This window comes from Spirosoma oryzicola (assembly GCF_021233055.1).
Lineage (GTDB): Bacteria > Bacteroidota > Bacteroidia > Cytophagales > Spirosomataceae > Spirosoma > Spirosoma oryzicola.
On sequence record NZ_CP089538.1, the window covers coordinates 97601 to 123061 of the forward strand.

The window sequence follows — 25461 nt, forward strand, 5'->3', positions numbered from 1 at the left end:
TATGAAATCACTTTTGATCCCCTGTTTAACGGGGTTGGTGCTCGCTTGTGCCCAATCGCCGGTTCACGCTCAGGAGTTTAGAGAGCGTGTAACGAAAGAGTTTACGGCGCCAAACGGCGGTACGCTGGCTATTTATAACATCAATGGCTTCATTAAAGTGGAAGGCTATTCGGGTGACAAAGTTGTCCTGAGCGTTGATAAAACAATTACGGCGAAAGACAAAGACGTGTTGGAAACGGGAAAAAAAGAATTCAAGGTTGACTTCGAGCAGCGGGGTGATAGCATTATTGCTTACATCGCTGAGCCATTCGACTCCCGCCCGAATCGTAGCTGGAAGAATCAAAACCATGATCGACGCATCGAGTATGATTTTACGCTCAACTTTACCGTGAAAATTCCGTACAAGATGAATCTTCACGCGTCTACCGTCAACCGGGGTAACATTGATGTGAAGGACGTAAGCGGCTCGTTAAAAGTAACTAATGTGAACGGAGCCATTACGCTTGTCAACGCCAAAGGCGCTACGGATGCGCACACAATCAACGGCGATGTGGTGATCAACTACCTGGTGAGCCCTCCCGACAAATCATCGTATTACACACTGAACGGTGCTATTCGGGTTAGCTATCCGGCCAACTTATCGGCAGACCTGCAATTTAAAAGCTTTCAGGGTGAATTCTACACCGACTTTCCGAATGCAGAGGTTCTTCCTACGCAGGTTACCAAGAACCAGGAGCGTCGGGGAGAAGCAACGGTCTACAAACTCACGAAAAATACCGCCATACGAATCGGGGGCGGAGGGAAAACGTTCCGATTCGAAACCTTCAACGGTAACATTTACATCAAAAAGCAATCCTGATACTCATGGCTAGTAACCGATCAATAATTGCCAGCTTGTTTGTGCCATTTCTGTTCATGGCTTACCCATTAGTCGCACAGAACGATTTCAAAGAACAAATTACGGTTTCGTTGAGCGATCCGGCCAAGCCCGGTTTCCTAACTATTGGTTTAGTGAATGGGTCAATCCGAGTCACGGGTTACAGCGGAAAAGATATCGTTATCAACGCTGTAGCCGCTGCTCGTAAATCAGACAAAGAAGAAAAAGGAGATGCCAGCGCAAACGGTATGAAACGCATTGCTGCTGGTGCTAACATGGACATCAGCGCGGAGGAAAAAGACAACCACGTTAAGGTCAGCTCCGATTCCTGGAAACGTCCGATTGACTTAACCATCAAAGTACCGCAGCGGTGTTCGTTAAAGCTCAGTACGGTTAACCAAGGCGAAATCACGGTTGAGAACGTCAATGGCGCTCTCGAAGTAACGAATGTCAACGGAGCAATCCAGTTGAGCGGTATAGCGGGTTCGGCGGTAGCTAATACGGTGAACGGTAGTCTAATCGCTTCGTTCAAAGCCGTTGATGCAAACGTGCCGATGGCTTTTTCGACGCTGAACGGAAATGTTGACGTAACGTTTCCGGCTAACGCTAAAGCGTCGGTTAAGCTGAAATCAGACCGGGGCGATGTCTACAGCGATTTCGATATCGACGTTGACAAAGGCCCAGTCAAAACGACTCGGACGGAAAAAAACGGTATGTATCGGGTGACAGTGGAAGATTGGGTGCGGGGTAAAATCAACGGTGGTGGCCCCGAAATGATGATGAAAAATATGAACGGGAATATCTATATCCGTAAGGCTAAATAACAGTGTTTTCCGGCTCCTGTCGCTGTTAGCAAAGGAACCGGAAAACAATTCAGTACGTAGCACTGGGTATAGGAAATAAGAAATTGATGGCCTGGTACCAGTACGTTAACAGTGTGAGTTTATTGATTCCTGATAACAGGGATTAGCTTTTGCAACTCCTTGAACCGTTCTTCGTCGGGTTCAGGCTTACTGATAGGAAGTTTCTTCAATTCTTCGATTATCGCCCGTCCAACCAGCAGACGCATGTTCTTTTTGTCATCGGCGGGGATTACGTACCAGGGTGAATTATCGGAGGCTGTTTCGTTGATACACGTTTCATAAGCGTCCTGATAATCGTCCCAGAAGTTACGCTCTTTTACATCGCCTTCTTCGAACTTCCAGTTTTTAGATGCGTCTTCGATTCGGGCAATCAGCCGGTCCGCTTGTTCTTCCTTCGAGACGTGCAGATAAAACTTAATCGTTAAGAAACCGTTTCGGTGCAGGTATTTTTCCATGTCCCGAATAGCCTCAAAGCGCTGCTTGAAAAGTTTGTCCAGATCAGCCGTTGCTTTTTCGGGTAGCCGCTGACTATCGGTTAAAATTTCTGGATGCACCTTTGTTACCAACACTTCTTCGTAATACGAGCGGTTGAAAATGCCAATCGTGCCCCGTTCGGGTAGTTCGCGCCAGCTTCGCCACAGAAAATCGTGGTCAAGCTCCTGATCGGTCGGTCGTTTGAAGGAATAAACGCGTACTCCAGCCGGGTTGGTACCCGTAAATACGTGCTGAATCGTCCCATCTTTACCGGCTGCATCAAGCGCCTGAAAAACGACGACCATGCCGTAGCGGTTGTACGCATACATCCGCTCCTGCCACTTGTCGATTTCGGCGGCTTGTTGCTGTCGTAAGGTATCGTAGTGGTCGTTGTCCTCGTACAGATCATCAACCTTTGTGGGAGCTTTTTTAATCTTGAATGGCTTGTCGCCGTCGTAACGGAAGCTGTCGGTGTCGAAATCTTTCACAGGAAAAGGGCGTAAACTTTACGCGGATCGGTTGTGTTATCAATACAGCTAACAACCAAATTTTCATATAATGGTTGGCGGCTATTTCAACTGGTGTTGCATTGCCATCGGGTTATATATAAAACGCTGGCGGTGAACATTCTTGGTCAAGCACCTCAGACATGACGACAGAACAATCAACAAACTTTCAGAAAGCTACGTTTGGCACGGGCTGTTTCTGGTGTACGGAAGCGATGTACAACTCGCTGGACGGCGTGATTTCAGCCATTTCGGGCTACGAAGGCGGTCAGAACCCAAACCCTACTTATAAAGAAGTCTGCACGGGCACAACGGGGCACGCTGAGTGCGTTGAGGTGACATTCGATCCATCGAAGATTACCTATCAGGAACTGCTTGAAGCCTTCTTCCGCAGCCATGACCCAACGACGCTGAACCGTCAGGGCGCAGATGTCGGTACGCAATACCGCTCCGTGATTTTCTACCACAACGACGAGCAGAAGCGGTTAGCCGAAACGGCCAAAGAAGAACTGAACAAAGCGGGTGCTTACAACAACCCGATTGTGACGGAAATCAGTCCAGCCAGTACCTTCTACGAAGCCGAAGCATACCACCAGAACTACTTCGTTAATAATCCGGGTCAGGGCTATTGTGCTTTTGTCATCGCTCCCAAGCTTGACAAGTTTAAAAAAGTATTCAAAGAGAAATTGAAAACGGCTGAGCAGGCCATTGGTTAGGAACAGAAAGTAGTCACAAGAAGCCCCGAACGGGGCTTTTTTGTTGCTATTGGTATCGTTTCAGCGATACAGAAATTGTAGCTTACTTATAAAAAATAAGAGAAAAAGGTAATCTAGTTGCGAAACGAGTTTAATGCTGTAAGCTTCGGCCTATCCTGTTTATCTTTGTCTAGGTACTGACTGGCGTTAATGAAGAAAAAGAAAAGACATAGCGCGTTGATACACCGGCTGATTTGCCTGTTGATGGCGCTGCATGTCATTAATCTTAGCATTGACCCGCCCGACCAGTACGGAACCACTTCGCGGCCCTACGAGCAAGCCGAAGACTTGTCTGTCAACGACATTGAGAGTTTTGGCGAGCTTCTGTTGGAAGAATGCTTTGGCCTTGTTGACGCTGTTCCTGAGCACGATGAACCCGATGAAGAATCAAGTCTGACTAAACTAGGACAAGACTACGTTTTCGTCAAATCCTTTGTGTTTGCTCCGTTGGTATTGGTGGCTCGATTTCTTGTAGCCGAGTTTATTCCCTTCAACGTCATGCGTGTGCCTACCCACGTGCTGGACATTCTGTCTCCGCCCCCTCAGGTTACGCTTTAAGTTTCTTTCCCTACAATCGCTATCCCGGAAGTAATGCTGACCGGACGGCATCCGTCGTTTGGCAGGATAGCGTTACGTTGCTGTTTTTACCAGACAAACTATATACAGGCGCTGTCAAGCGTGTCTGGGCTTTCCTGCATACCGTTCTGAAGCCATCGACTTACCATGTCCGAACAGGATAGGCAGTCAGTCGTGCGTGCTCGCGTAATTATCAATACTACCTTCATGTTTAGCTTATTTATTAGAAGACCGCTTTTGTCAGCGGTGATATCCGTACTGATTACGTTACTGGGTTTATTGGCGCTCAGTGGCTTACCCGTTACTCAATTTCCTGATATCGTGCCGCCCTCGGTAACGGTAACCGCCACCTATACCGGGGCGAATGCCGAAGTGTGTACTAAAGCGGTAGCGACTCCGCTGGAACGAGCGATCAATGGTGTACCGGGCATGACTTACATGAACAGCGTTTCCAGTAACGACGGCACGACGTTAATCCAGGTTTTTTTCAACGTAGGAACCGATCCCGATCTGGCGGCTATGAACGTCCAGAACCGGGTAACGTCCGTTCTGGACGAATTGCCTGCAGAAGTGATTAAAGCCGGGGTAATTACCGAAAAAGAGGTAAACAGTATGCTGCTCTACCTCAATCTGGTGAGTACCGATCCCGATATGGACGAGAAGTTTATTTACAACTTCGCCGATATCAATATCCTGGCTGAACTAAAGCGAATCGAAGGCGTAGGCTTTGCCGATATCATGGGGGCTCGGGAGTATTCAATGCGCGTGTGGCTGAAGCCAGACCGGATGACAGCCTACAATATTTCGGCGGAGGAGATAGTCGAATCGATTCAAAAGCAAAATGTCGAAGCTGCTCCGGGTAAAGCGGGTGAAAGTGCCGACCGAAGTCCGCAGGTGCTTCAATATGTGATGCGCTATACCGGCAAGTTTAATCAGCCTCAGCAGTATCAGAATCTTGTTTTACGGGCTAATCCAGATGGATCAATACTGCGCTTGAAAGATGTAGCCGAGATCGAATTCGGATCAGCCGATTACAGCGTAACGTCAAAAACCGATGGGCGCCCGTCGGCTTCGATTATGCTTAAACAGCGGCCCGGCTCGAATGCGCGTGATATCATCAATAACGTAAAGAAACGCATGGCCGAGATTAAGGAAACTTCGTTTCCGCCCGGCATGACCTACAACTTTGCCTACGACGTATCGCGCTTTCTCGATGCATCGATTCACGAAGTTGTTCGTACGCTTCTGGAAGCCTTTGTGCTGGTGTTTATTGTCGTTTTTCTGTTTCTACAAGACTGGCGGTCTACTCTGATCTGTGCCTTGGTAGTGCCGGTAGCGCTGATTGGGGCCTTCGCCTTTATGAGTCTGATTGGTTTCTCGATCAACCTCTTGACCTTGTTTGCACTCGTGCTTGCCATCGGGGTTGTGGTCGATGATGGTATTGTGGTTGTCGAAGCTGTTCACGCCAAAATGAGCGAGGAGCACCTTCCGCCCCGTGAGGCTACGATGGAAGCCATGAAAGAAATCAGCAGTGCCCTGATTGCCATCACGCTGGTCATGTCGGCGGTCTTTGTACCGGTGGCTTTCTTGGCGGGGCCTGTTGGGATTTTTTATCGCCAGTTCTCGCTTACCCTGGCGGTCGCTATTCTTATTTCGGGTCTGAATGCATTGACTCTGACACCCGCTCTGTGTGCACTGCTTTTACGACCGGCCCATGATCATGCTCCAACCGGCTTGCTGGGTCGGTTTTTTGCGGGCTTCAACCGGGGTTTCGACGCCCTGACCGGTCGCTACCAAAAGCTACTGAGAAGCGTTGTGCGTCGAGGAGTCGTAACGATTGCTATGCTGGTGTTATTCGCGGGTGGTACCTGGGGAGTTAGCTCTTTGCTGCCCAGCGGCTTTATCCCGACCGAAGATCAGGGCATGATCTACGCCAACGTAACTACGCCTGCCGGAGCAACGGTGCAACGAACCGAAAATGTGCTGGATAAAATTCAGCAGGTAGCCTCAAAGATGGACGCCGTTGAAAACGTATCGACCCTGTCCGGATTTAGCCTGATGACCGATGGAGCGGGCGCTTCGTATGGAATGGGAATGATCAATCTTAAAGACTGGAAAGACCGGGGACAGTCCGTCGATGATGTTATTGCCGCGCTGGAAGCCAAAACTCAACACATTCAGGATGCCAGCATTCAGTATTTTTCTCCGCCGACGGTACCTGGTTTTGGTAATTCCAGCGGTTTTGAGCTACGGATGCTGGATCGCACCGGATCGGGCGATTTGCAGAAGACAAAGAAAGTAGCCGACGGATTCATTGCGGCCCTGAAAAAGCGGCCCGAGATTGGCGATGCTTTCACCAGTTTCAATCCGGATTATCCGCAATACATGCTGCACGTCGATCAGGACAAGGCTGCGCAAAAAGGAGTATCGATTGACAATGCGATGAATACCCTACAAACGTTGATGGGAAGCCTGTACGCCACCAACTTTATTCGCTTCGGGCAAATGTACCGTGTCTTTGTGCAGGCGGCTCCTGAGTATCGCGCCAAACCCGAAGACGTTTTAAATCTTTACGTGAAGAACGACCAGGGTGAAATGGTGCCTTATGCCAACTTCGTTACCCTTGAGCGCGTGTACGGACCAGAGCAACTGACGCGCTACAATATGTATACATCGGCGCTCATCAACGGGGAAGCGGCAAAAGGGTACAGTAGTGGGGATGCCCTGCGCGCAGTCGAGGAAGTTGCCAGCACGACCCTGCCGCGTGGTTATTCGTTTGAATGGTCAGGTATGTCGCGCGAAGAAATTCTGTCGGGCGATCAGGCAATCTATATTTTTCTAATCTGTCTGGTCTTTGTCTACCTGTTGCTGGTTGCCCAGTACGAAAGCCTGTTTTTGCCCTTGCCCGTCCTGCTGTCTTTGCCTGCCGGTATATTCGGTTCGTTTCTGTGCCTTCAGCTTGCTGGCTTACAAAACAATATTTATGCGCAGGTAGCGCTGGTGATGTTAATCGGTCTGCTGGGAAAAAACGCGATTCTGATTGTTGAATTTGCCAATCAACGTCAGCAGGAAGGGTTATCCATTGTTAAAGCGGCAATAGAAGGTGCTGTTACCCGGCTAAGACCGATCCTTATGACATCGCTGGCATTTATTGCGGGCTTGATTCCTCTTTGTATGGCGTCGGGCGCTGGTGCGTTGGGAAACCGCTCTATCGGGACAGCCGCTGCCGGTGGAATGCTTATAGGAACCGTATTTGGCCTTATTCTAGTCCCTGGCTTGTACGTTTTGTTTGCTACGCTTGCCCTGCGGTTCCAAAGCAAAAAGCTTAAGCTGGACGACGATCTGATTTTGAACGCCTTAGCCAAGAAAACCAAAATCAGCGATTCCAACAATTAAAACGTATAACTTCTGGCTTACGGCTTGGCACTTACGTCTGTAAGCCAGAAGTTATACGATTATGTGTTTTGTAACTAGCTGTAATGTAGCATTTTATCGTTTAATTGTGCTTTGTTCGATGTGGTATATCCCGTTGTTTAGGTTGTCTTTCCTTATAGATAGTACCGTCTAGTAAATTTGAAATTGTCAATTACCATACTATAAGCCAAATAATTTACTCCTTGAGCGAGCAAATTCCTTATTATTTAAGGGTTTTAGCGAATATTGCTAGTTATCTATATAAATGTTTCTACTAATGATGTACGTACAATATCTGTTTAAACAATCTGGTGTTGTAACCGTTAGTTGACTTATAAAATTCTGTATTATCTTTGTTTCTACAATAATTCACACCGCCGTTAAAAAGCATCAACACATTTGCTATGAAAAAGGCCAAGGTAGCGGATGAGCAGTTAGTAAAAGCATTCCAGGGAGCAAACGAAGAGGACTCTTTCGAAGCGCTTTACAACCGCTATGTTACTAAAGTTTACCAAAAGTGCTTGTCCATTACCAAAGATTCTGAAGCTGCTCAGGACTACACACAGGATATTTTTCTGAAGGTATTCAATAAGTTAGATACGTTCCAGAACCGATCTACTTTTTCCACCTGGCTGTATTCGATTTCTCATCACTACTGTCTTGATCAATTGCGGTTGACCAAGCGGCTTAACATGGAATCCCTGTCGGACGAAATCATAAGCGGAGTGGCGGAACCCGAAGCTCCCGTTTCCGTTGAAAACCAACTACAGGTGTTGGAACGGGTTATGAACGACTTATCGCCCGACGAAGTAAAGCTGCTTCGGATGAAACACGAAGAAGGGCTAAGTGTCAAGGAGATCAGCTCGTATTACAACATTTCGGAAAGTGCGGTTAAAATGCGCCTGAAACGGACGCGCGACAAGCTACAGGAACTATACCTCAGCCATTATTAGCCAGGTGTTACCTTACCGTTCTAGGTTAAGGGTAGCAAGCCTACTGCTATGCGTGAGTTTGATCTATGTATTCCAATCGCTCAATTTTCTAGACACTTGTTCCGAAAGGTTGTTTAGTTGGTTATTGAGTTCATGTTATACATAAATCATAACTACCATGGCAGATGCACCCGTTCAATTTCAACCCGGCGATCAGGTAGCTTTACTTGAAGGCGGGCCGCCGATGACGGTAAAAGCAGTAAACGATGACGGTCGAACTGTTACGTGCGAAAGTAGCAGCGAAGACAAGCCTAGTCAACAGGATTATGATGCAACGAAGCTCACCAAGCTTACCAGCGGTCAGGAGTTAGGAGCAAAATCATAAGAACCACTGAAAACGTCAGTCTCATCAGGGCTGACGTTTTTTTGTACGTAAAATGGGGAATCACCACATGTTTGCTTTCATAAAAACGTCGGCTCATAGCATTGCCGACGTTTTTATTATTAAGCTGTGCATCTGTTGACTACAAGTGATTAGTGGCTAAAAAGAGTTTTGAAAATGTAAGCTGTAAAGCTATTTATAGAGTAATGAAATGCTTGTTTTCTAGCTATTCTATTGATTAAAGAGTAACAATTTGACACTGCCATTTTCTGACCGCTTACTCAAACGTATCTACACTTAATTAGGTAATAGAACACGTATAATTAAATAAAATATGTGTACAATATGCTGTGGGACAACTGTTTATTTCGTTAATAGATCCATTGAAAATACTGTAAATAAAGCGTTTAGCCAACCGATAAATAAGAGCTTAAATAAGCGAGTTTGTAAAGCAAAACGAATATAATTTAATTTGTCCCCAGTTTTACATAAACAGTTATACCACATGAAAAAATTTCACTTTTCGTTTTTGTTCGTAATAGCCCTGTTGTTGAGCACTCAATCATTTGCCCAATTAGCTATTGATAAAGGCACTAAATTTATAAACCTTGGTATCGGCGTAGGCGGTTACGGTTACTACTCTGGTGGTGGTGGTATTGGCCTAAATGCTGCTGCGGATTTTGGCGTGGCTCCAAATATTACCGTCGGTGGTGTAGTTGGTTATAGAAGTTATGGCAGTGTTGCATCTTACAACTATAACTCGTTTGATATTGGTGCCCGAGGCTCTTACCACTTTAATCAACTGCTCAACCTGACTACCGATAAAGCCGATTTATACGCAGGTTTAGGCCTTTCTTACTTCTCGTTTTCTTACGGTGGTTTTGCTGACAATTATGGAACCGTGTATGTACCTGTTCATGTGGGTGGCCGTTATTTCTTCAGCGAAAAATTAGGTGCTTTTGCAGAGTTAGGCTCCAGCTTAGCTACACTGAAACTAGGACTTACGCTTAAACTATAAGAATCAGGTATCATACAAAAAGCGGGCATCTAACAGTAGATGCCCGCTTTTTGTATGTAAACTAGGCTACTTGCTAGCTATTTCCTTTAGATTGCGGACGCCCATGTTCCATAGAATGAACGAATAAATATCGGCGGTTGTCTCGATATTCTTTTTCGTGTTACTAGCCCCGTGTCCTGAATTGGTATCGATACGAATCAGCACCGGGTTCTGGCCTTTATAAACCTCCTGCAACGTAGCCGCGTATTTAAACGAGTGCGCAGGAACAACCCGGTCATCGTGGTCGGCGGTGGTGATGAGCGTAGCCGGGTAGTTGACTCCCGCTTTCAAATTATGAATAGGCGAGTACGCGTATAATGCTTTAAATTCGTCGGCGTTGTCGCTGCTGCCATAGTCGGCAATCCAGTTCCAGCCAATCGTGAATTTGTGAAACCGAAGCATATCCATTACACCCACCTGCGGAATAGCAACCCGAAACAGGTCGGGCCGCTGATTGATCACTGCACCCACGAGTAACCCACCGTTTGAACCGCCCTGTACCGCAAGCTTCGCGGGACTGGTATATTTCTGCGCTATCAGGTATTCGGCAGCTGCAATGAAATCGTCAAAGACATTCTGCTTCTTGAGCTTCATACCCTGTTCGTGCCATTTCTCACCATATTCGCTGCCGCCCCGCAAGTTGGCCTGAGCATACACGCCACCCTGTTCCAGGAAAGGAATTCGTAACGGACTAAAGGCTGGCGGAAGGCTAATATTAAAACCGCCGTAGCCGTACAAAAGTGTCGGGTTGGTACCGTCGAGTTTCATTCCTTTTCGATAGGTCAGAAACATAGGCACTTTTGTGCCGTCTTTGCTGGTGTAAAAAACCTGCTTCGTTTCGTAATCGGTTGGTTTGAAGTCTACCTCCGGTGCCCGGAATACGGTGCTTTTGCGGGTAGCTATATCGTAACGATAGATCGTTGGGGGAAACGTAAATGATGTAAAGGTGTAGAAAACGAACTTATCGTCTTTCTCACCGCCGAATCCGCCTGCTGAACCAATGGCTGGCAGTTGAATGTCGCTTTCCCGCTTTCCGGCGTAATCAAATACCTCGATTTTAGACGTCACGTCTTTCGAGTATTCAACGAATAGTTTTCCTCCGGCTGCGCTAACACTACCTTCAGCAATTGGCTCCGGTTTTTCCGGAATCAGTGGCGAGAAAGCTTTTGTCTTTGTTGAAAAGGCTACGACCTTGCTATTGGGGGCTTTTTCGTTCGTTAAAATCAGTAGGCGGTCGCCGTCGTTGTCAATGACGCCATAGCTGAAATCGGTTATTTCTTCGACGACCGGTGTAAACGTCTTTTGACCGGATTTTGAATCGACAAAAAGCAACGCGTTACCATCTTTACCCTTGCCCCGATCGCTAATGCTCAGCAGCAGGAAGCGTTCGTCCTCCGTTGTGCTGGCAATGTGGAAGCGCTGCGGATGTTGCGGATCTTCGTAAACCAACCGGTCGGCTGATTGCGGTGTGTTTAGCTTATGGTAATAAACCTGGTGGTTTTCGTTTTTAGCCGCCAGCGCACTACCTTCTGGCTTTGGGTACCGACTGTAATAAAAGCCGTCGCCCTGCCAGGCTGCGCCCGATACTTTTACCCACTCGATCTTGTCGGAAAGATACTGTTTGGTAGCCAAATCCATTACCTGATACTCCTGCCAGTCGGAACCGCCCTTCGACAAACCAACCACAGCGTACTTACCATCTTTGGACAGCGAAAACGCACCCAACCGGGTTGTTCCGTCAGCCGATAGTTTGTTGGGATCGATTACCAATTCTGGTTTGCCGTCAAGCCCTTTCTGACGGTACAGCACCGATTGATTCTGTAATCCGTCGTTTTTTGAAAAATAGAACCATTCGCCTTTCCGGCTGGGCGCTGAGTATTTTGGGTAGTTGTAAATTTGCTCGAGTCGGTTCTGAAGTTGCTGCCGGTACGGAATTTGTCCCAAGTAGTCAAACGTGACTTTGTTTTCGGCTTTGACCCATTCGGCGGTTTCCGCAGAGCGGTCGTCTTCCAGCCAGCGGTAAGGATCGGCAACCGTCGTACCGTGATAGGTATCGGTCTGGTCAACTTTTTTCGGTTTAGGGTAGGCTAAAGACCCGCTAGTGGTATTGCCTTCCGATTGAGCCAAAGCCGCAGAAGAACTGAGCATAAGCGATAAATAAACAAGGTTGAGAGAACGCATAAAATGAGGAGCCGTTGATGAGAGGCAACGTACTACGAAGAACGGTTTAGAAAACTGAAATTACAAGTTAGCTTTTACAATCGGCTTCCTACCGTTTTGATCATTGGCATACGTATTGATCCTACCGAATCGATTGATACATAGAAAAATGTACCTTCATTTATAGGTAAGAATGCGATTGATTCCTCAAAACGTACTTATTCTTTCACTAATTTTGACTAGTCTATCGGTGACCTGGTTGCCGTAAGGCTTTTGTTAGCGAGGAAAAGCCGGTTGCTTTTGGCGCTACCTCAGTTTTCGTAGTAGCTTAGACTAACTTTCATGTCCACATTTACTAAATGGGTCCTGTTGTTGATAGGACTACCTTTTTTTGCGGTTGCTCAGCTTCAAATTACACACCCAATGTCGCGTCTGGTCGTTCAGCGCGGGGCCGACGGCAACGGGCGGCTTTACCTGTCAGGACGGTTACCAAGCGCCGTAGATCGGGTAGAGGCCCAGCTTGTACCCGCCAACGCCGGGCAGGGAACAGCAACCGACTGGCAGGTCGTACAAAACAATCCGACTAACAATATTTTTCTGGGTTACGTAACCGGTTCCGGTGGCTGGTACGTACTGAATGTCCGGACCATCGTTGGCGGTACGGTAACGTCACAAGCGTCTGTACAGCCTGTTGGTATTGGCGAGGTGTTTGTCACCGCCGGTCAGTCAAACTCGCGGGGATTGGGTATTGGTGACAACGATCTCGGTACGGCAACCGACCGCGTAAATGCTATTGATTCGATTAACCATTCGTATCCGCCCGGAGCAAAATCGCTGGTGTCATCTGGCGATCCGATGCCTGTGCCTGTATACAAGCCCCTGACGGCTGGTCGAAGAGTCTTTCCAATGGCCGAAAGTTCCTGGGGCTGGGGTGAATTAGGTGACTACATTGTTAATCGTTACAATGTACCAGTTGCCTTTTATGTAGCGGGCTGGGATGGATCGACCGCCGAAAACTGGTATAATACCGCCAATGGCATTCCAACCTGTAATCGCTACTATTGCGTAGAGAACTGGGCTAATTTGCAGCCTTACACAAACCTGAAAAATGTACTCCACTACTACAATTCAATTGCTGGTATTCGAGCTGTCCTTTGGCATCAGGGTGAGGCTGAATATAGCTTTCCCGATGGTACATCAAGTATTCCGTATTACTACGATCGACTAGTCGGGATCATTCAAAAATCTAGACAGGATTTTGGCGGGCGGTCAATGCCGTGGATGGTAGCCCGTGCTTCGTTCGATGGTACTGAGTTTCGTCCAGCCGTGATCAATGAGCAGCAGCGAGTCATTGATACGCAGGGGCTAAATGTCTATCAAGGGCCTTACAACGATACGATTGTCAACCGAAAATCTGGAGGGAACGATGTTCACTTTGGCAATCGCTATCGTCCTTCCCCACATCCCCGCTACTATCTGAATCCATCGTCGATTCCAGCCGATATGGGCCTTTCTCGGTTTGCGCGTAACTGGAATAACAGTCTCAATAATAATTTCTTTCAAAACGCCCAACCCATCACGCCTACCCAGTTTGCTGTTACAGGAACAATAGCCGACTATGTCCGGCCTGGAGATAACTTATCCGTGGCGTTTGCTACAACGGGGGCATTCGGGGGGGACAATCAATGGCAGGTGCAGTTGCTTGACTCCCTTGGTCACTACGTATCGGTATTGGGTAGCGGAGCCGCAAGTCCAATCACGGTAAAACTGCCTGACAACCTTCAACTAGGAAGCCATCTTCAGGTACGGGTCGTTTCTACATCGCCATTCCTGCCCGCTGTTCCATCCAATTTTTTTCAGATTAGTCTAACCGCAAATCAGGCGGATGTTAGCCTGGCCATGAGTGTTAATCAGCGCTTGACAGACCTAAACAGCCCCGTTACGATTAATCTTGCCGTACAAAATAGTGGTCCGGGAAAGGCGGAGAATGTTGTCGTCAGGAACCGGCTGCCTGATAATTTAGCTGTTGTTTCAACGTCGGGCTTGTCACTCAACGGTAGTGTGCTGACCAGTAACGCGCTGAACCTTGATCCCGGTACAACACAGCTAATCAGTTTTGTGGCTCAACCAACCGCCGGTGGTGTGTACACAAATGCCGCCGAGATTGCGCAGGCTACATCACCCGATCCTGATAGCCAGCCTAACTCGGGTACGGGCGACGGGCAAGATGATATGGCCGTGATTGATTTTCGGACAAAACAGACGGGGTCTGCGCAGTTTACGTCGCCGAATCCAAATCAGGTGCCTTTACCAGCGGTTCAAAGTAATCAGCCAGCTCCCGACCCTGCCAAAGCGGATATTAGCTTGCAACTGTCGGTCAGCAACCGGGCGCCGTCGGTCAACGACATCATTACGTATGCAATAACTTTGTCGAATGCTGGGGGCTTGACGGCGACTGGCCTGGGGGTAACGGCTTATTTGCCCACTGGTCAAGAGTTTGTACCGGGGGATGATCTGGCTGCGGGCAATGGTGGATTTACCGGAGGTATCAGTAGCCTATCCCCGAACAGCAGTTATACGTTCCGCTTTAAAGCAAGAATTACTGGTGCGAGTACGGGCGTTTGTTCGGCACAGCTTACGGCTTCAAACCAGCCCGATCCCGATTCAACGCCAAATAACGGAATAACGAATGGCGAAGATGATACTGCTCAGATCGATATTCGGGTAAGATAAAAAACAAAACATGATGAGGATTTAGCCGTGTATGTCTTTGTGCTAGAGAGGCATGGCAAATAGAGCATAGAAACGAAAACGCCGTTTGCCCATCAATCGGAGATGATGAATCCGTGGATTAGTTGGGGCGTAGTTGGAGTAGCGGTTATGGTTACGCTCTCGTCGTTTCTTGGTGTTTTCGAGGATCGGGTGGATTACAATACCCAGATCAAGCCGTTGCTCAATAAGCACTGCATAGCCTGTCATGGCGGAGTAAAAAAAGCATCTGGCTTCTCTTTGTTGTTTGAACACGAAGCGCTCGCTCCGGCTAAATCGGGCAAACCAGGAATTATCCCTGGTGACGCCGATGCCAGCGAAATGATCCGGCGGCTGACGCTGGATGATCCTGACGAGCGCATGCCGCTAGAGCATCCAGCGTTAAAACCCGATGAGATCGAACTGCTGCGCAAATGGATTGATCAGGGCGCTGAGTGGGGTGATCATTGGGCGTACCAAACCGTCGAGAAGCCTGACGTTCCCAAAATCGGTACGTTTCTAAGCCGCCTAGGTATTACGGAGAACGATGAAACAAAGTGGGCCAAGAACGAAATCGACCATTTTGTTCTTCAAAAACTAAAGCCTGAGGGGTTAAAACCATCGCCGGAAGCCGACCGTGCTACGCTGATTCGTCGCGTGTCACTTGACCTGACCGGATTGCCGCCAACCGAAAAAGAAGTCACGAATTTTATGAATGATCGATCACCGGATGCGTATGCGAAGGTCGTTGATCGGTTGTTGGCCTCACCAGCTTATGGGGAACGTTGGACAGGGATGTGGCTTGATCTGGCGCGTTACGCAGATACGAAAGGGTACGAGCGTGATCCGGGGCGAAAAATCTGGCGCTACCGTGACTGGCTCATCAAAGCGTTCAACGATGATAAACCGTTTGATCAGTTTACCATTGAGCAGCTAGCGGGCGATCTGCTTCCAGCGCCGACCGACGCGCAGCTTATCGCGACGGGCTTTCATCGGAACACGATGAACAACGATGAAGGGGGGACGCAGGACGAGGAATTTCGTACGGCAGCCGTGCTTGATCGAGTCAATACGACCTGGGACGTGTGGCAGGGCACTACCTTTTCGTGCGTACAGTGTCACAGTCATCCGTACGATCCGTTCGTTAACGAAGAGTATTACAAGTACCTCGCTTTTTTCAACAACACCCGCGACGAAGACGTAACCAGCGATACCCCGACGTTACGATTTTACTCTTCTACGGATTCGCTTAAATTAGTCAGCTTACAGCAGTTTATTGCCAGAAGCGTTGCTGATCGGCGGCAGGCCACTGCCCAGGCGGAGTACTTTACGAAACTAGCCCGAACGGTTGAACCGAAAATCAATTCGCATGACTTCGATCAGTTTGTCAATGCCTCGCTACTAGACGCTAAATATTTTGGTTTTCAGGACAAAGGCTCGGCCCGAATCAAGAACGTAACGTTGACGGGGCGCCCCCGGCTGTTGATCGCCTGGGGGACAAACGCGCCGAACGCAACAGTCACGTTTTATAGTGATAGCCTAAAAGGAACGGTGCTGGCCACCGTTCCCGTACCGAAAACGGGTAGTGCCGGCAACGATACCGTTCAACTGATACCCTTACCAGCCGTTCAGGGAAAACATCATCTTTTCATGGCGCTCAGTAGCCCGAAAGCGCCCAAAGAATGGGTACAGATAAAGTGGGTTTCCTTGCAGCCCTCGCTTCCCGGTCAGCCGCTACGTGCCATTGGAGATCAGGATAAACTGCTGCTCGAGCTTTTGAACGCCAGTCCCGAACAAACGCCTATTATGCTCGACGGTTCGAGTGATCTGGCGCGGGAAACGCACCTTTTTGAACGCGGCAACTGGCTGGTAAAAGGAAAACGTGTAACACCCGACGTGCCGAAGGCTTTCCCCGCGATGGAGTCAACCTTACCGAAAAACCGCTTGGGATTGGCGCAGTGGATGGTTAGTCGGCAGCATCCGCTGACGGCGCGGGTAGCGGTCAACCGGTTCTGGGAGCAGCTTTTTGGAACAGGAATTGTTGAAACGGTAGAAGATATGGGCACGCAGGGCATTCCGCCAACCCACCGCGAACTGCTGGATTACCTGGCTGTCGAATTTATGGAAACCGACAAGTGGAGCGTGAAAAAGCTGCTGCGAAAAATGGTCATGTCAGCTACGTATCAGCAACGATCCGAGGTCTCGGCGGAGCTACTTGCTAACGATCCGTTCAACAAACTACTGGCTCGCGGGCCTCGCGTTCGGCTGTCGGCGGAGGCTGTACACGATCAGGCGCTGGCGGTCAGTGGCTTGCTGAGTGCTAAAATGTATGGGCCGAGTGTTATGCCGGTTCAACCTGACGGTATCTGGCAATCACCGTATGATGGCGAATCATGGAAGCAAAGTACCGGCGACGATTTGCACCGCAGGGCTTTATACACCTACTGGAAACGGACTGCTCCTTATCCATCGATGATAACGTTTGACAGTCCTAGTCGTGAATTTTGCCAGTTACGCCGACTCCGAACCAATACACCATTACAGGCTCTCGTCACGCTCAATGATCCCGTGTATATAGAAGCTGCTCAAAAGCTAGCCGAATACATGCAGCGGAAGGGTCGTCTACCCGAAGCACAGATACAGGCTGGCTTTCGGCGGGTAACAGTGCATACGCTGACGCCTAAAAAACTGGCGGTGTTGACGCAGCTTTACCGAAGTACCGAACAGCATTACCGGCAAAATCCCGACGAAGCCCGCAAGTTGATGGCTAGACAGGATGCTACTCCGCAACTGGCAGCGCTAACCGTAACGGCCAATACGCTATTGAATCTGGACGAAGTAATTACGAAAGAGTAGGAGAACAAAAATACGCTATGGATAAGCTCCGCAACGAACTTCAGCAGACAGCATCCGAACGGGAGACCCGGCGACATTTTCTGCACACCTGCTCGACCGGGCTGGGCGTAATGGCTCTTGGCTCGCTGTTGGGTGGTTGTGGTTTTTTTCGTACCGATAACCCGACAAAACATACGACCGGAACGGCTTTGTTAGCGGATGAACCTACTGCCCCGCATCCGTCCCACCGTCTGCCGAGTGCCAAACGGGTAATTTATATTCACATGGCTGGTTCGCCAAGCCAGCTGGAACTGTTCGATTACAAACCAGAATTGGTCAAATACAACGGTAAAGATTGTCCGCAGGAGTTGCTGGAAGGTAAGAAGTTTGCCTTTATCCGGGGTGTTCCCAAAATGCTGGGCCCACAGGGAAAGTTTGCCCAATACGGTCAGTCGGGCGCGTGGGTGTCTGATTACCTGCCCCACTTTCAAAAGGTTGTTGACGATGTTGCCTTCCTGAAGGCTATGCATACCGATCAGTTCAACCACGCGCCCGCTCAGTTGCTTATGCACACCGGTAGCGCGCGCCTGGGCCGACCCAGCATCGGCTCCTGGGTAACGTATGGATTAGGTACGGAAAACGACAATCTGCCTGGTTATATCGTCTTAGCGTCGGGGGGCAAGCAACCGGATGCGGGGAAGTCGATTTGGGGAAGCGGTTTTCTCCCGACCGTTTATCAGGGTGTTCAATGCCGTACCGACGGTGATCCGGTGCTGTACGCGTCTAATCCGGCGGGCATGGATCGAAACATCCGGAAGCAAACGATTGACGCGATCAGCCAGATCAATCAGCAGCAGTACGACGACGTTAAAGATCCAGAAATACTAACCCGCATTTCTCAGTACGAACTGGCATTTCGAATGCAGATGTCTGTTCCCGACGCGATGAACATCAAAAGCGAGCCGCAGTATATTCTCGACAGCTACGGTGTTGATCCGGATAAAGGGTCTTTTGCCCGAAATTGTTTGCTGGCCCGGCGGCTGGCTGAGCGGGGCGTTCGATTTATTCAGCTGTTTGACTGGGGCTGGGATACCCACGGAACGAGTGCCGACGGTGCGATTGAAATTGGATTACGAGATAAATGCAAAGAGTCAGATCAGGCCGTTGCTGCACTGTTGAACGACTTGAAACAACGGGGTTTGCTGGATGATACGCTTGTGGTTTGGGGTGGCGAATTTGGTCGGACGCCTATGCAGGAAAACCGTGACGGACAGGTTTTACCTTTCATGGGCCGTGATCATCACCTGGATGCATTCACCGTCTGGATGGCGGGCGGTGGAATAAAACGTGGTTTTTCGTACGGCGAAACCGACGATATCGGCTACTACGGCGTGAAAGATAAAGTTCACATTCACGATCTTCAGGCGACCATTCTACACGCGCTTGGCTTTGACCACACCAAGCTGACGTATCAGTTTCAGGGACGGCCATTTCGGTTGACCGATGTGGCGGGTAAAGTGGTTACGCCCGTGCTTGCGTGAACCAATTAACTAGTATCTGGACTTTACTGGTCGAGAATTACTTGAATTATGGTGCGTATCTTTCTTATTCATGGGTATGTCGAAGACCCCACTATTTTCGACAAACTCATTCCGTTATTACCTACTGCTAATTTTGTCCGGATTAATCTGGCCGATGAATTCGAGCGTTGGGCACCTCGCGGGCCTGTCAATGTCCGGCTGCTCGCCCAATACCTGACGGATTACTACCAGATTACGGCGGATGATGTAGTTATTGGCCACTCGATGGGAGGCTGGGTAGCGATCCACATCAAACAGCTAGCGAAGGCGAAAGCAATACAAATAGGCTCGTTTACCGACCAACGAAGAATACGGCTGCCGCTGCACAACTTGCTTTTGCTAAAGGGATTACTTTATTCAGGGATTACGCAAAGCCGCTTGCTCCTGAATTATTTTCGCAAACAGTACCCGTTTCCTGAATCCTACGACTTGTACTGCACCCTTACGGACGGCATGAAAACCATGAGCCGACGGTATCTTTACCAGCAGCTTCAAACGCTATTTGCGCAGGTGCCTTCCTTAACGGTTTCGCCGGATTTGCGCATTCACGCCCGCCGGGACAGTATCGTAGCGCGCCCCAGCGAACCGTTCGTCGAAGTACCCGGTGATCATTTCAGCCTCGTTTTCCACGCCGAAAAAGTAGCCGAACCCATTCGGGAGTTGCTGGCTACGTCAGGATCGCGCTAAAAAGACGACCGCGCCGATTCGCATACAAGCGTAAAATTGACGCCGTTATTCCAGTACTTTAGGAACCTCGAAGAATTGCTCGTCGTGTTGCGGAGCGTTGGCGAGTGCTTTCTCACGGGGAAGGTGCTGGCCAACAACGTCGTCGCGCAGTACGTTGACTTCGGGCGAAATATGCGTCAGTGGTTCGACGCCCGTGGTGTCTACTGCGTTGAGCTGCTCCATCCAGGTCAGTACGCCGTTGAGGCTGTTCAACAACTCAGCTTCTTCTTCGGGCCGAACGTCCAGCCGGGCCAGGTGCGCAATTTTGTGTAAGGTTTCCTGATCTACTTTCATGGTTTCTGTTGCTGGAAATCCCGTCTGGATTTCAGTTTATCTCTTAACGATCTGATAATTGGGTCGATGATTGACCGGCCGCACTGGTGCCTGCTGACTGACTAAGTTCCGCATCAATAATCCGATACGTCTCTTCGCGCAGCCAGGCCACATTTTCCTGGGTCAAACCTGTCGTCGAGATAGGTGGATGAATGACGGCCCGAAGCGGAAACCGGTGCATTCTGACTTTTTCGGTGTCAGGCAGGATTTTGTAATTCGTCAGCAAGGTGATGGGTACTACCGGAACCTGCTGCTGAATCGCCATAATAAATGCGCCATCTTTAAACGGGTGGTGCATTTTAGGCGGCTCTTTTGCCCGGATGCCTCCCTCGGGAAAAATCATGATGCTTCGGCCCGAAGCCAGCGTTCGAATCGATTTCGCTAGTGAATAAGCCCGGCTTTTGGCCTGTTCGCGATCCACCTGAACGTGCAGTTTAGCGAACATGTATCCTAACAACGGAACATGTTTGACTTCGCTTTTTCCAATGAAGGCGTAATAGTTTTTGACAATCACACCCATTGCGGCTATGTCGAGGTACGAGAAGTGGTTAGCGCAAAACACGTACACTTGCTTCGGGTCCGGTTTAAACCGCCGTTCGACGTGAATCGAGATGCCGATGCCAGCAAAAAACAGAATACCCCAGATGTAATTAATCGTATGCGCCAGGGGTTTCCATTGATCGCGCTGTAAAAACACAAACTGGATCGGAAACAAGATCAGATACAACGCTACGAAATAAACAGCGCACCAAATCGTATACAGAAGCCGCATAGGTGGTTGAACCGCACTGGCGAACAGATTCGTATGACTTGCGTGCGCAACGCTGATTTATACCATTTCCGTCAGCCAGGCACGCAAGTCATACGGATTCCTACTTTAAAATTAGTGTTTGAAGTGTCTGACGCCGGTTGTAACCATCGCCAGACCGTGCGCGTTGCAGTAATCAATCGAGTCCTGGTCGCGAACCGAACCACCCGGCTGAACCACCGCCGTGATCCCCGCCTGACCGGCAATTTCAACGCAGTCGGGGAAGGGGAAGAACGCATCGGAAGCCATCACCGCGCCGTGCAGATCGAACCCAAACGAACCCGCCTTTTCAATAGCCTGCCGCAGCGCGTCTACGCGCGAGGTTTGACCGACGCCACTAGCCAGCAACTGGTTTTTATTCGACAGTACAATTGTGTTCGACTTCGTATGCTTGCACACTTTCAGGGCAAACTCAAGCGCTTGCAGTTCGTCCGCCGTTGGTGCTTTTTGGCTAACTACCTTAAAGTCGTCTGCCGTTTCGGTCTGATTGTCTTTGTCCTGTTCCAGAACACCATTCAGGATCGTTTTGAACATGACTGTTGGTAGGGCAACCGACTTGCGTTTCAGGAGAATCCGGTTCTTTTTCGATTTCAGCAGCTCTAACGCTTCGGGCGCGAAGTCGGGCGCGATCAGAATTTCCATGAACAGTTTGTTCAGCTCTTCCGCCGTTGCCCGGTCGACCGTCGTGTTGGTGATGATTACACCGCCAAACGCCGATACCGGATCGCAGGAGAGCGCTCTGAGGTAAGCGTCCTGAGCCGTTTCCGCAGTAGCAATACCACAGGCGTTGGTGTGTTTGATAATCGCGAACGTACTACCTTCCGATGCTGCAAACTCGTCAATCAGTCCGACGCAGGCATCTACGTCCACGAGGTTGTTGTACGAAAGCTCTTTGCCGTGCAGCTTGTCGAACATCGCGTCCAGATCACCGTAGAACGTCGCTTGCTGGTGCGGGTTCTCGCCGTAACGCAGGTGGTTGGCCGGTAGGTTTTTGAAGTCGTTGATGTCGGCGGCTGACGAAGCTTTTTGCGTTGATTCCTGATCGTCTTTGGCGAAGTAAGCCTGAATAGCAGTGTCGTAGTGCGACGTTACGGCAAACGCTTCTTTGGCGTAGAAACGACGGTCGCTCAGGTCGGTTGCTCCGTTTTTCTCCGTCAGCAGTTGAACCACGTTGGCGTACTGATTCCGCGACGAGACGATCAGCACATCGTTATGATTTTTAGCAGCCGCCCGGATCAGCGAAATACCACCAATGTCTATTTTTTCAATAATGTCCTCATCCGACGCGCCCGACGCTACCGTTTCTTCGAACGGATACAGGTCTACAACGGCCAGGTCGATGGGCGGAATCCGGTGCCGCTCCGCCTGGGCAAGATCTTCGGGCAATTCCCGACGGTAAAGAATCCCCCCCATAACGGCTGGGTGAAGCGTTTTAACGCGACCGCCGAAAATAGACGGGTATCCGGTTAGATCTTCAACGGCGGTAACAGGAATACCGAGTTGTTCGATGAATGCCTGAGTGCCTCCGGTTGAGTACAGCCGCACGTTGTGTTCGTGCAGAAGCCGTACGAGTGGTTCGAGACCATCTTTGTAATAAACGGAGATCAGTGCAGAGGAGATTTTAAGAGACATGCTGTCGGGTGAAACAGCGCTAGTGCTGCTTCTGAAATTTAGTGATCAACACAGGCCAATCAACAACGAAGCCAACCCCGGACGTTTGTGGCCCGGTATTCGTGGTGCGGCCTGAAGCACAAAGATAACCAAACGTCTTAACTTTGTCTGCCCAAGCACGAAAGCCTGAACTTGCCGCTGGGCACTATCAATGAGTACATTCAAAAAATTAGCCAGCGATACGGCGCTGTACGGGGTTAGTACCATCCTGGGACGGATGCTCAATTTTGCGCTGGTGCCGTTACAAACCTATGTTTTTACGCAGCCTGGTGAGATGGCCTCCAATGTGGAGCTGTACAGCTGGGTTGGTATTTTGCTGGTTGTCTACACGTTCGGTCTGGAGACCGCCTTTTTTCGATTTGCCGCCCGCTCCAACAAGTCGGGTAATCCTGACGACCGGATGAAAGTTTTCAACGAGACACTTAGTATCGTGCTGGTCATTAGTGCACTATTCACCACACTAATTATTCTGCTGACTCCGCAGATTGTGGTTTGGCTGGATTATCCGGGTCAGCAGCTGTCTGTGATCTGGGTCGCGTTTATCGTCGCTATCGATGCCATCATGGCGATTCCGTTTGCGCGGCTGCGGGTCGAGAATCGGGCGCGTCGGTTCGTTCAGGCCAAGATCATCAACATCTTCATCGTCGTTGCACTGAACGTCTTCTTCTTGGTTATTTGCCGAGATATTTATAACGAAAAGTACCTGACATTCCTCAAACCCGCTATTGACCTAATCTATTACCCGAGCATTGGACCTGGTTATATTCTGCTTGCCAACCTGCTGGGAAACGCCACGTATTTCGTGCTATTGCGTGATGCTTTTGCGGGGTTCCACTTCCGACTGAAAAAAGAAGAGGTTGCCGTTATGCTGGCGTACGCTGCTCCGCTGATGTTGACCAGTCTGGCTGGGCTAGTAAATTCCATGACCGACCGGCTGTTTTTGCAACATCTGCTTCCCGAAGGCTTTTATCCGGGCAAGACGAGCAAGGACGCGCTGGGTATCTATGGAAACTGCCTGAAACTGTCGGTATTTATGGCGCTGGTTATTCAGTCGTTTAAGTTTGCCGCCGATCCGTTCTTTTTCTCGCGAGCCGAAGATAAAAACTCGCCGAAGCTGTTGGCCGACGTTACCAAGTGGTTCGTGATTGTCTGCGTGCTGATCTGGGTGGGGGTGAGTCTGAACCTGGACATTGTGGGCTTTATGGTTTCGGAAAAATACCGCTCCGGTCTGTCGATTGTGCCATTCCTGCTGCTGGCTAACCTTTTTCTGGGTGTGTACTACAACATATCCTTCTGGTTCAAGCTTAGCGATAAAACCAAGTTCGGAACATTGATTACTGTTATTGGGGCTGGGATCACCATCGCTGGCAACATCATTTTGATACCTATAATGGGCTACATGGGTTGCGCCTTGGCCTTTCTTATTTCCAGCTTTGCGATGATGGTGATTTGCTACGTGCTGGGCGAAAAGTATTATCCCGTACCTTATCATGTGCAGTCGGCGGTGGGTTACGTGCTGGCAGGAGGGCTGCTGATTTACGCGTCCCAGTACGTTAAGATTTCGGACTTATGGCTTTCTGTGCCCTACCACCTGGCGCTGTTTGGCTTGTTTTTCGCAGCTATTCTGGTCGTTGAGCGGGAAACGTTTACACCCGTTCTAGCCCGACTCCGCCGGAAGAAGAGCAAAAATATATCCGTTCCTGAAGACCCGTCAGACGAACCGCTGATTCAAAAAGAATAATTACCTGTATATGATGAACCCCTGTGGTGTTAGGTATTCGTACCTGACACCACAGGGGTTCATCATATACAGAGCCTCTTTAACGATTATCGTCTGGTCGTATATTCTCGTTGACGATACGAGCCGTCCGGCTGCGAACGGCTGACGCAATAAAGAAACCGACCGGTTTCCGTCCACTCGGATTGGTATTGGTAATGTTCGTTGGAACGTTAGCGGGTGGTGTTGCAAACAGTCCTCCGTTTGTAATTTGCGTTCGAAGCGCATCCCAGAAATTATAGGCTTCCAGTGATAACGACTGTACTTCTACCTTGACTTCCTCGTTGAGCGCATACAGGCTATCAGGATTGACCGACCGGCGAATGGGCTGGATAAATAATAAACCGTCGGTGTCGGCGCTTCCTCGAAAAGCCGCGTCCTGAACAATAATAATATCACGGGCTCTGGCCTGCAATGTACCATTCCGGTAATAGCGAATCCGGTAGTAGTCAACGGCGCCGGGAAGGTCGCGGGTGTAAAATTCGGCCCGGTAGCCTTCTACCTTGGAAAGCGGATTGATTTTGGTTTTTGCAAATACCAGCGAGTCAACGATGGGAACCCGATTGATAGCAGAACTCGCCCGGTAGGTTTCTCCACCCAGATTAATTGTAAGCTGATAAGTGCGGCCAACGTGTCCGAGGGTATCCGTCGTAGAAGCGGGTTGCCAGACGTAATAACCATCGTTGTTTTCGTCCGTAAAAGCATAGGACTTACCGACATTATCCGTTACGGTTACGGTTGCGCTTAGCGCGGCTGAGGGTGTACCGCTGTTAAAATAAGGTGCTGTTTGGGTCAGATGGATCGTTTGCGGACCCGGCTGGTCAGTAAGAATAGCATCGACCGACAGTTGCGTTGGACCAGTATCTAACTTGGCATCAATGACAGTCTCGCATCCTGACAAGCTACCCAGAACCAGCAGGCAAAGGACCAATGGATATAAAAACGAAAGTCGTTTCATGGACTAAAATGGCTAGTGAGGTGTGTTCA

Annotated in this window: 19 protein-coding genes; 13 read left to right on the top strand and 6 right to left on the bottom strand. The window is 49.4% G+C overall.

What is annotated here, in order from left to right:
• Position 1: 1 nt before the first annotated feature.
• A complete protein-coding gene (locus LQ777_RS00370) occupies positions 2-859 on the top strand; it encodes a DUF4097 family beta strand repeat-containing protein (protein ID WP_232560541.1) in 858 nt (285 codons plus the stop codon).
• A gap of 5 nt (positions 860-864) precedes the next feature.
• Positions 865-1701, top strand: a complete 837-nt coding sequence (locus LQ777_RS00375) for a DUF4097 family beta strand repeat-containing protein (protein WP_232560542.1) — start codon at positions 865-867, stop codon at positions 1699-1701.
• A 119-nt stretch (positions 1702-1820) separates the two neighbouring features.
• On the opposite strand, the gene LQ777_RS00380 is transcribed toward LQ777_RS00375, so the two are convergent.
• Positions 1821-2702 carry a PPK2 family polyphosphate kinase gene (locus LQ777_RS00380; protein WP_232560543.1) on the bottom strand — a complete coding sequence of 294 codons (882 nt, stop codon included), beginning with the start codon at positions 2700-2702 and terminating at the stop codon, positions 1821-1823.
• A 161-nt stretch (positions 2703-2863) separates the two neighbouring features.
• Between LQ777_RS00380 and msrA the strand changes: the two genes are divergently transcribed.
• The 6 genes from msrA (at position 2864) to LQ777_RS00410 (ending at position 9797) form a co-directional block, all read left to right on the top strand.
• Entirely contained in the window at positions 2864-3436 is a 573-nt protein-coding gene (gene msrA, locus LQ777_RS00385; RefSeq protein ID WP_232560544.1) for a peptide-methionine (S)-S-oxide reductase MsrA, read from the top strand.
• A 189-nt stretch (positions 3437-3625) separates the two neighbouring features.
• Positions 3626-4033 carry a hypothetical protein gene (locus LQ777_RS00390; RefSeq protein WP_232560545.1) on the top strand — a complete coding sequence of 136 codons (408 nt, stop codon included), beginning with the start codon at positions 3626-3628 and terminating at the stop codon, positions 4031-4033.
• A 225-nt stretch (positions 4034-4258) separates the two neighbouring features.
• The gene (locus LQ777_RS00395) at positions 4259-7447 is read left to right on the top strand and encodes an efflux RND transporter permease subunit (protein ID WP_232560546.1); all 3189 of its coding nucleotides are present in this window, start codon (positions 4259-4261) and stop codon (positions 7445-7447) included.
• A gap of 422 nt (positions 7448-7869) precedes the next feature.
• Entirely contained in the window at positions 7870-8418 is a 549-nt protein-coding gene (locus LQ777_RS00400) for an RNA polymerase sigma factor (RefSeq protein ID WP_232560547.1), read from the top strand.
• A gap of 157 nt (positions 8419-8575) precedes the next feature.
• Positions 8576-8782, top strand: a complete 207-nt coding sequence (locus tag LQ777_RS00405; RefSeq protein WP_232560548.1) for a YodC family protein — start codon at positions 8576-8578, stop codon at positions 8780-8782.
• Between the two features lie 502 nt (positions 8783-9284).
• Positions 9285-9797, top strand: coding sequence for a hypothetical protein (locus tag LQ777_RS00410; protein WP_232560549.1), 513 nt, complete (start codon positions 9285-9287; stop codon positions 9795-9797).
• 66 nt (positions 9798-9863) lie between these two features.
• Here LQ777_RS00410 and LQ777_RS00415 read toward each other — a convergent pair whose 3' ends face one another.
• A complete protein-coding gene (locus LQ777_RS00415) occupies positions 9864-11984 on the bottom strand; it encodes a prolyl oligopeptidase family serine peptidase (RefSeq protein ID WP_232560550.1) in 2121 nt (706 codons plus the stop codon).
• A gap of 354 nt (positions 11985-12338) precedes the next feature.
• Here LQ777_RS00415 and LQ777_RS00420 point away from each other — a divergent pair, with 354 nt between their 5' ends.
• The 4 genes from LQ777_RS00420 (at position 12339) to LQ777_RS00435 (ending at position 19846) form a co-directional block, all read left to right on the top strand.
• On the top strand, positions 12339-14729 hold the full coding sequence (locus LQ777_RS00420; protein ID WP_232560551.1) for a sialate O-acetylesterase: 2391 nt from the start codon (positions 12339-12341) through the stop codon (positions 14727-14729).
• Between the two features lie 102 nt (positions 14730-14831).
• The gene (locus LQ777_RS00425; RefSeq protein WP_232560552.1) at positions 14832-17600 is read left to right on the top strand and encodes a DUF1553 domain-containing protein; all 2769 of its coding nucleotides are present in this window, start codon (positions 14832-14834) and stop codon (positions 17598-17600) included.
• 17 nt (positions 17601-17617) lie between these two features.
• The gene (locus tag LQ777_RS00430) at positions 17618-19120 is read left to right on the top strand and encodes a DUF1501 domain-containing protein (protein WP_232560553.1); all 1503 of its coding nucleotides are present in this window, start codon (positions 17618-17620) and stop codon (positions 19118-19120) included.
• Between the two features lie 48 nt (positions 19121-19168).
• The gene (locus LQ777_RS00435) at positions 19169-19846 is read left to right on the top strand and encodes an alpha/beta hydrolase (RefSeq protein WP_232560554.1); all 678 of its coding nucleotides are present in this window, start codon (positions 19169-19171) and stop codon (positions 19844-19846) included.
• A gap of 45 nt (positions 19847-19891) precedes the next feature.
• On the opposite strand, the gene gatC is transcribed toward LQ777_RS00435, so the two are convergent.
• From gatC to purH, 3 genes are all read right to left on the bottom strand, one after another.
• Complete coding sequence (gene gatC, locus LQ777_RS00440) at positions 19892-20179, bottom strand: Asp-tRNA(Asn)/Glu-tRNA(Gln) amidotransferase subunit GatC (RefSeq protein WP_232560555.1); 288 nt, start codon at positions 20177-20179, stop codon at positions 19892-19894.
• Positions 20180-20222: 43 nt separating this feature from the next.
• Positions 20223-20990 (bottom strand): lysophospholipid acyltransferase family protein, encoded by a 768-nt coding sequence (locus LQ777_RS00445; RefSeq protein ID WP_232560556.1) that lies wholly within the window; start codon positions 20988-20990, stop codon positions 20223-20225.
• 111 nt (positions 20991-21101) lie between these two features.
• Positions 21102-22658 (bottom strand): bifunctional phosphoribosylaminoimidazolecarboxamide formyltransferase/IMP cyclohydrolase, encoded by a 1557-nt coding sequence (gene purH, locus LQ777_RS00450; RefSeq protein ID WP_232560557.1) that lies wholly within the window; start codon positions 22656-22658, stop codon positions 21102-21104.
• A gap of 190 nt (positions 22659-22848) precedes the next feature.
• On the opposite strand from purH, the gene LQ777_RS00455 reads away from it, so the two are divergent.
• Positions 22849-24438: an oligosaccharide flippase family protein gene (locus LQ777_RS00455; RefSeq protein WP_232560558.1), complete on the top strand. Its 1590-nt coding sequence runs from the start codon at positions 22849-22851 to the stop codon at positions 24436-24438.
• A gap of 79 nt (positions 24439-24517) precedes the next feature.
• Here LQ777_RS00455 and LQ777_RS00460 read toward each other — a convergent pair whose 3' ends face one another.
• Complete coding sequence (locus tag LQ777_RS00460) at positions 24518-25432, bottom strand: DUF4249 domain-containing protein (RefSeq protein WP_232560559.1); 915 nt, start codon at positions 25430-25432, stop codon at positions 24518-24520.
• Positions 25433-25461 lie beyond the last annotated feature (29 nt).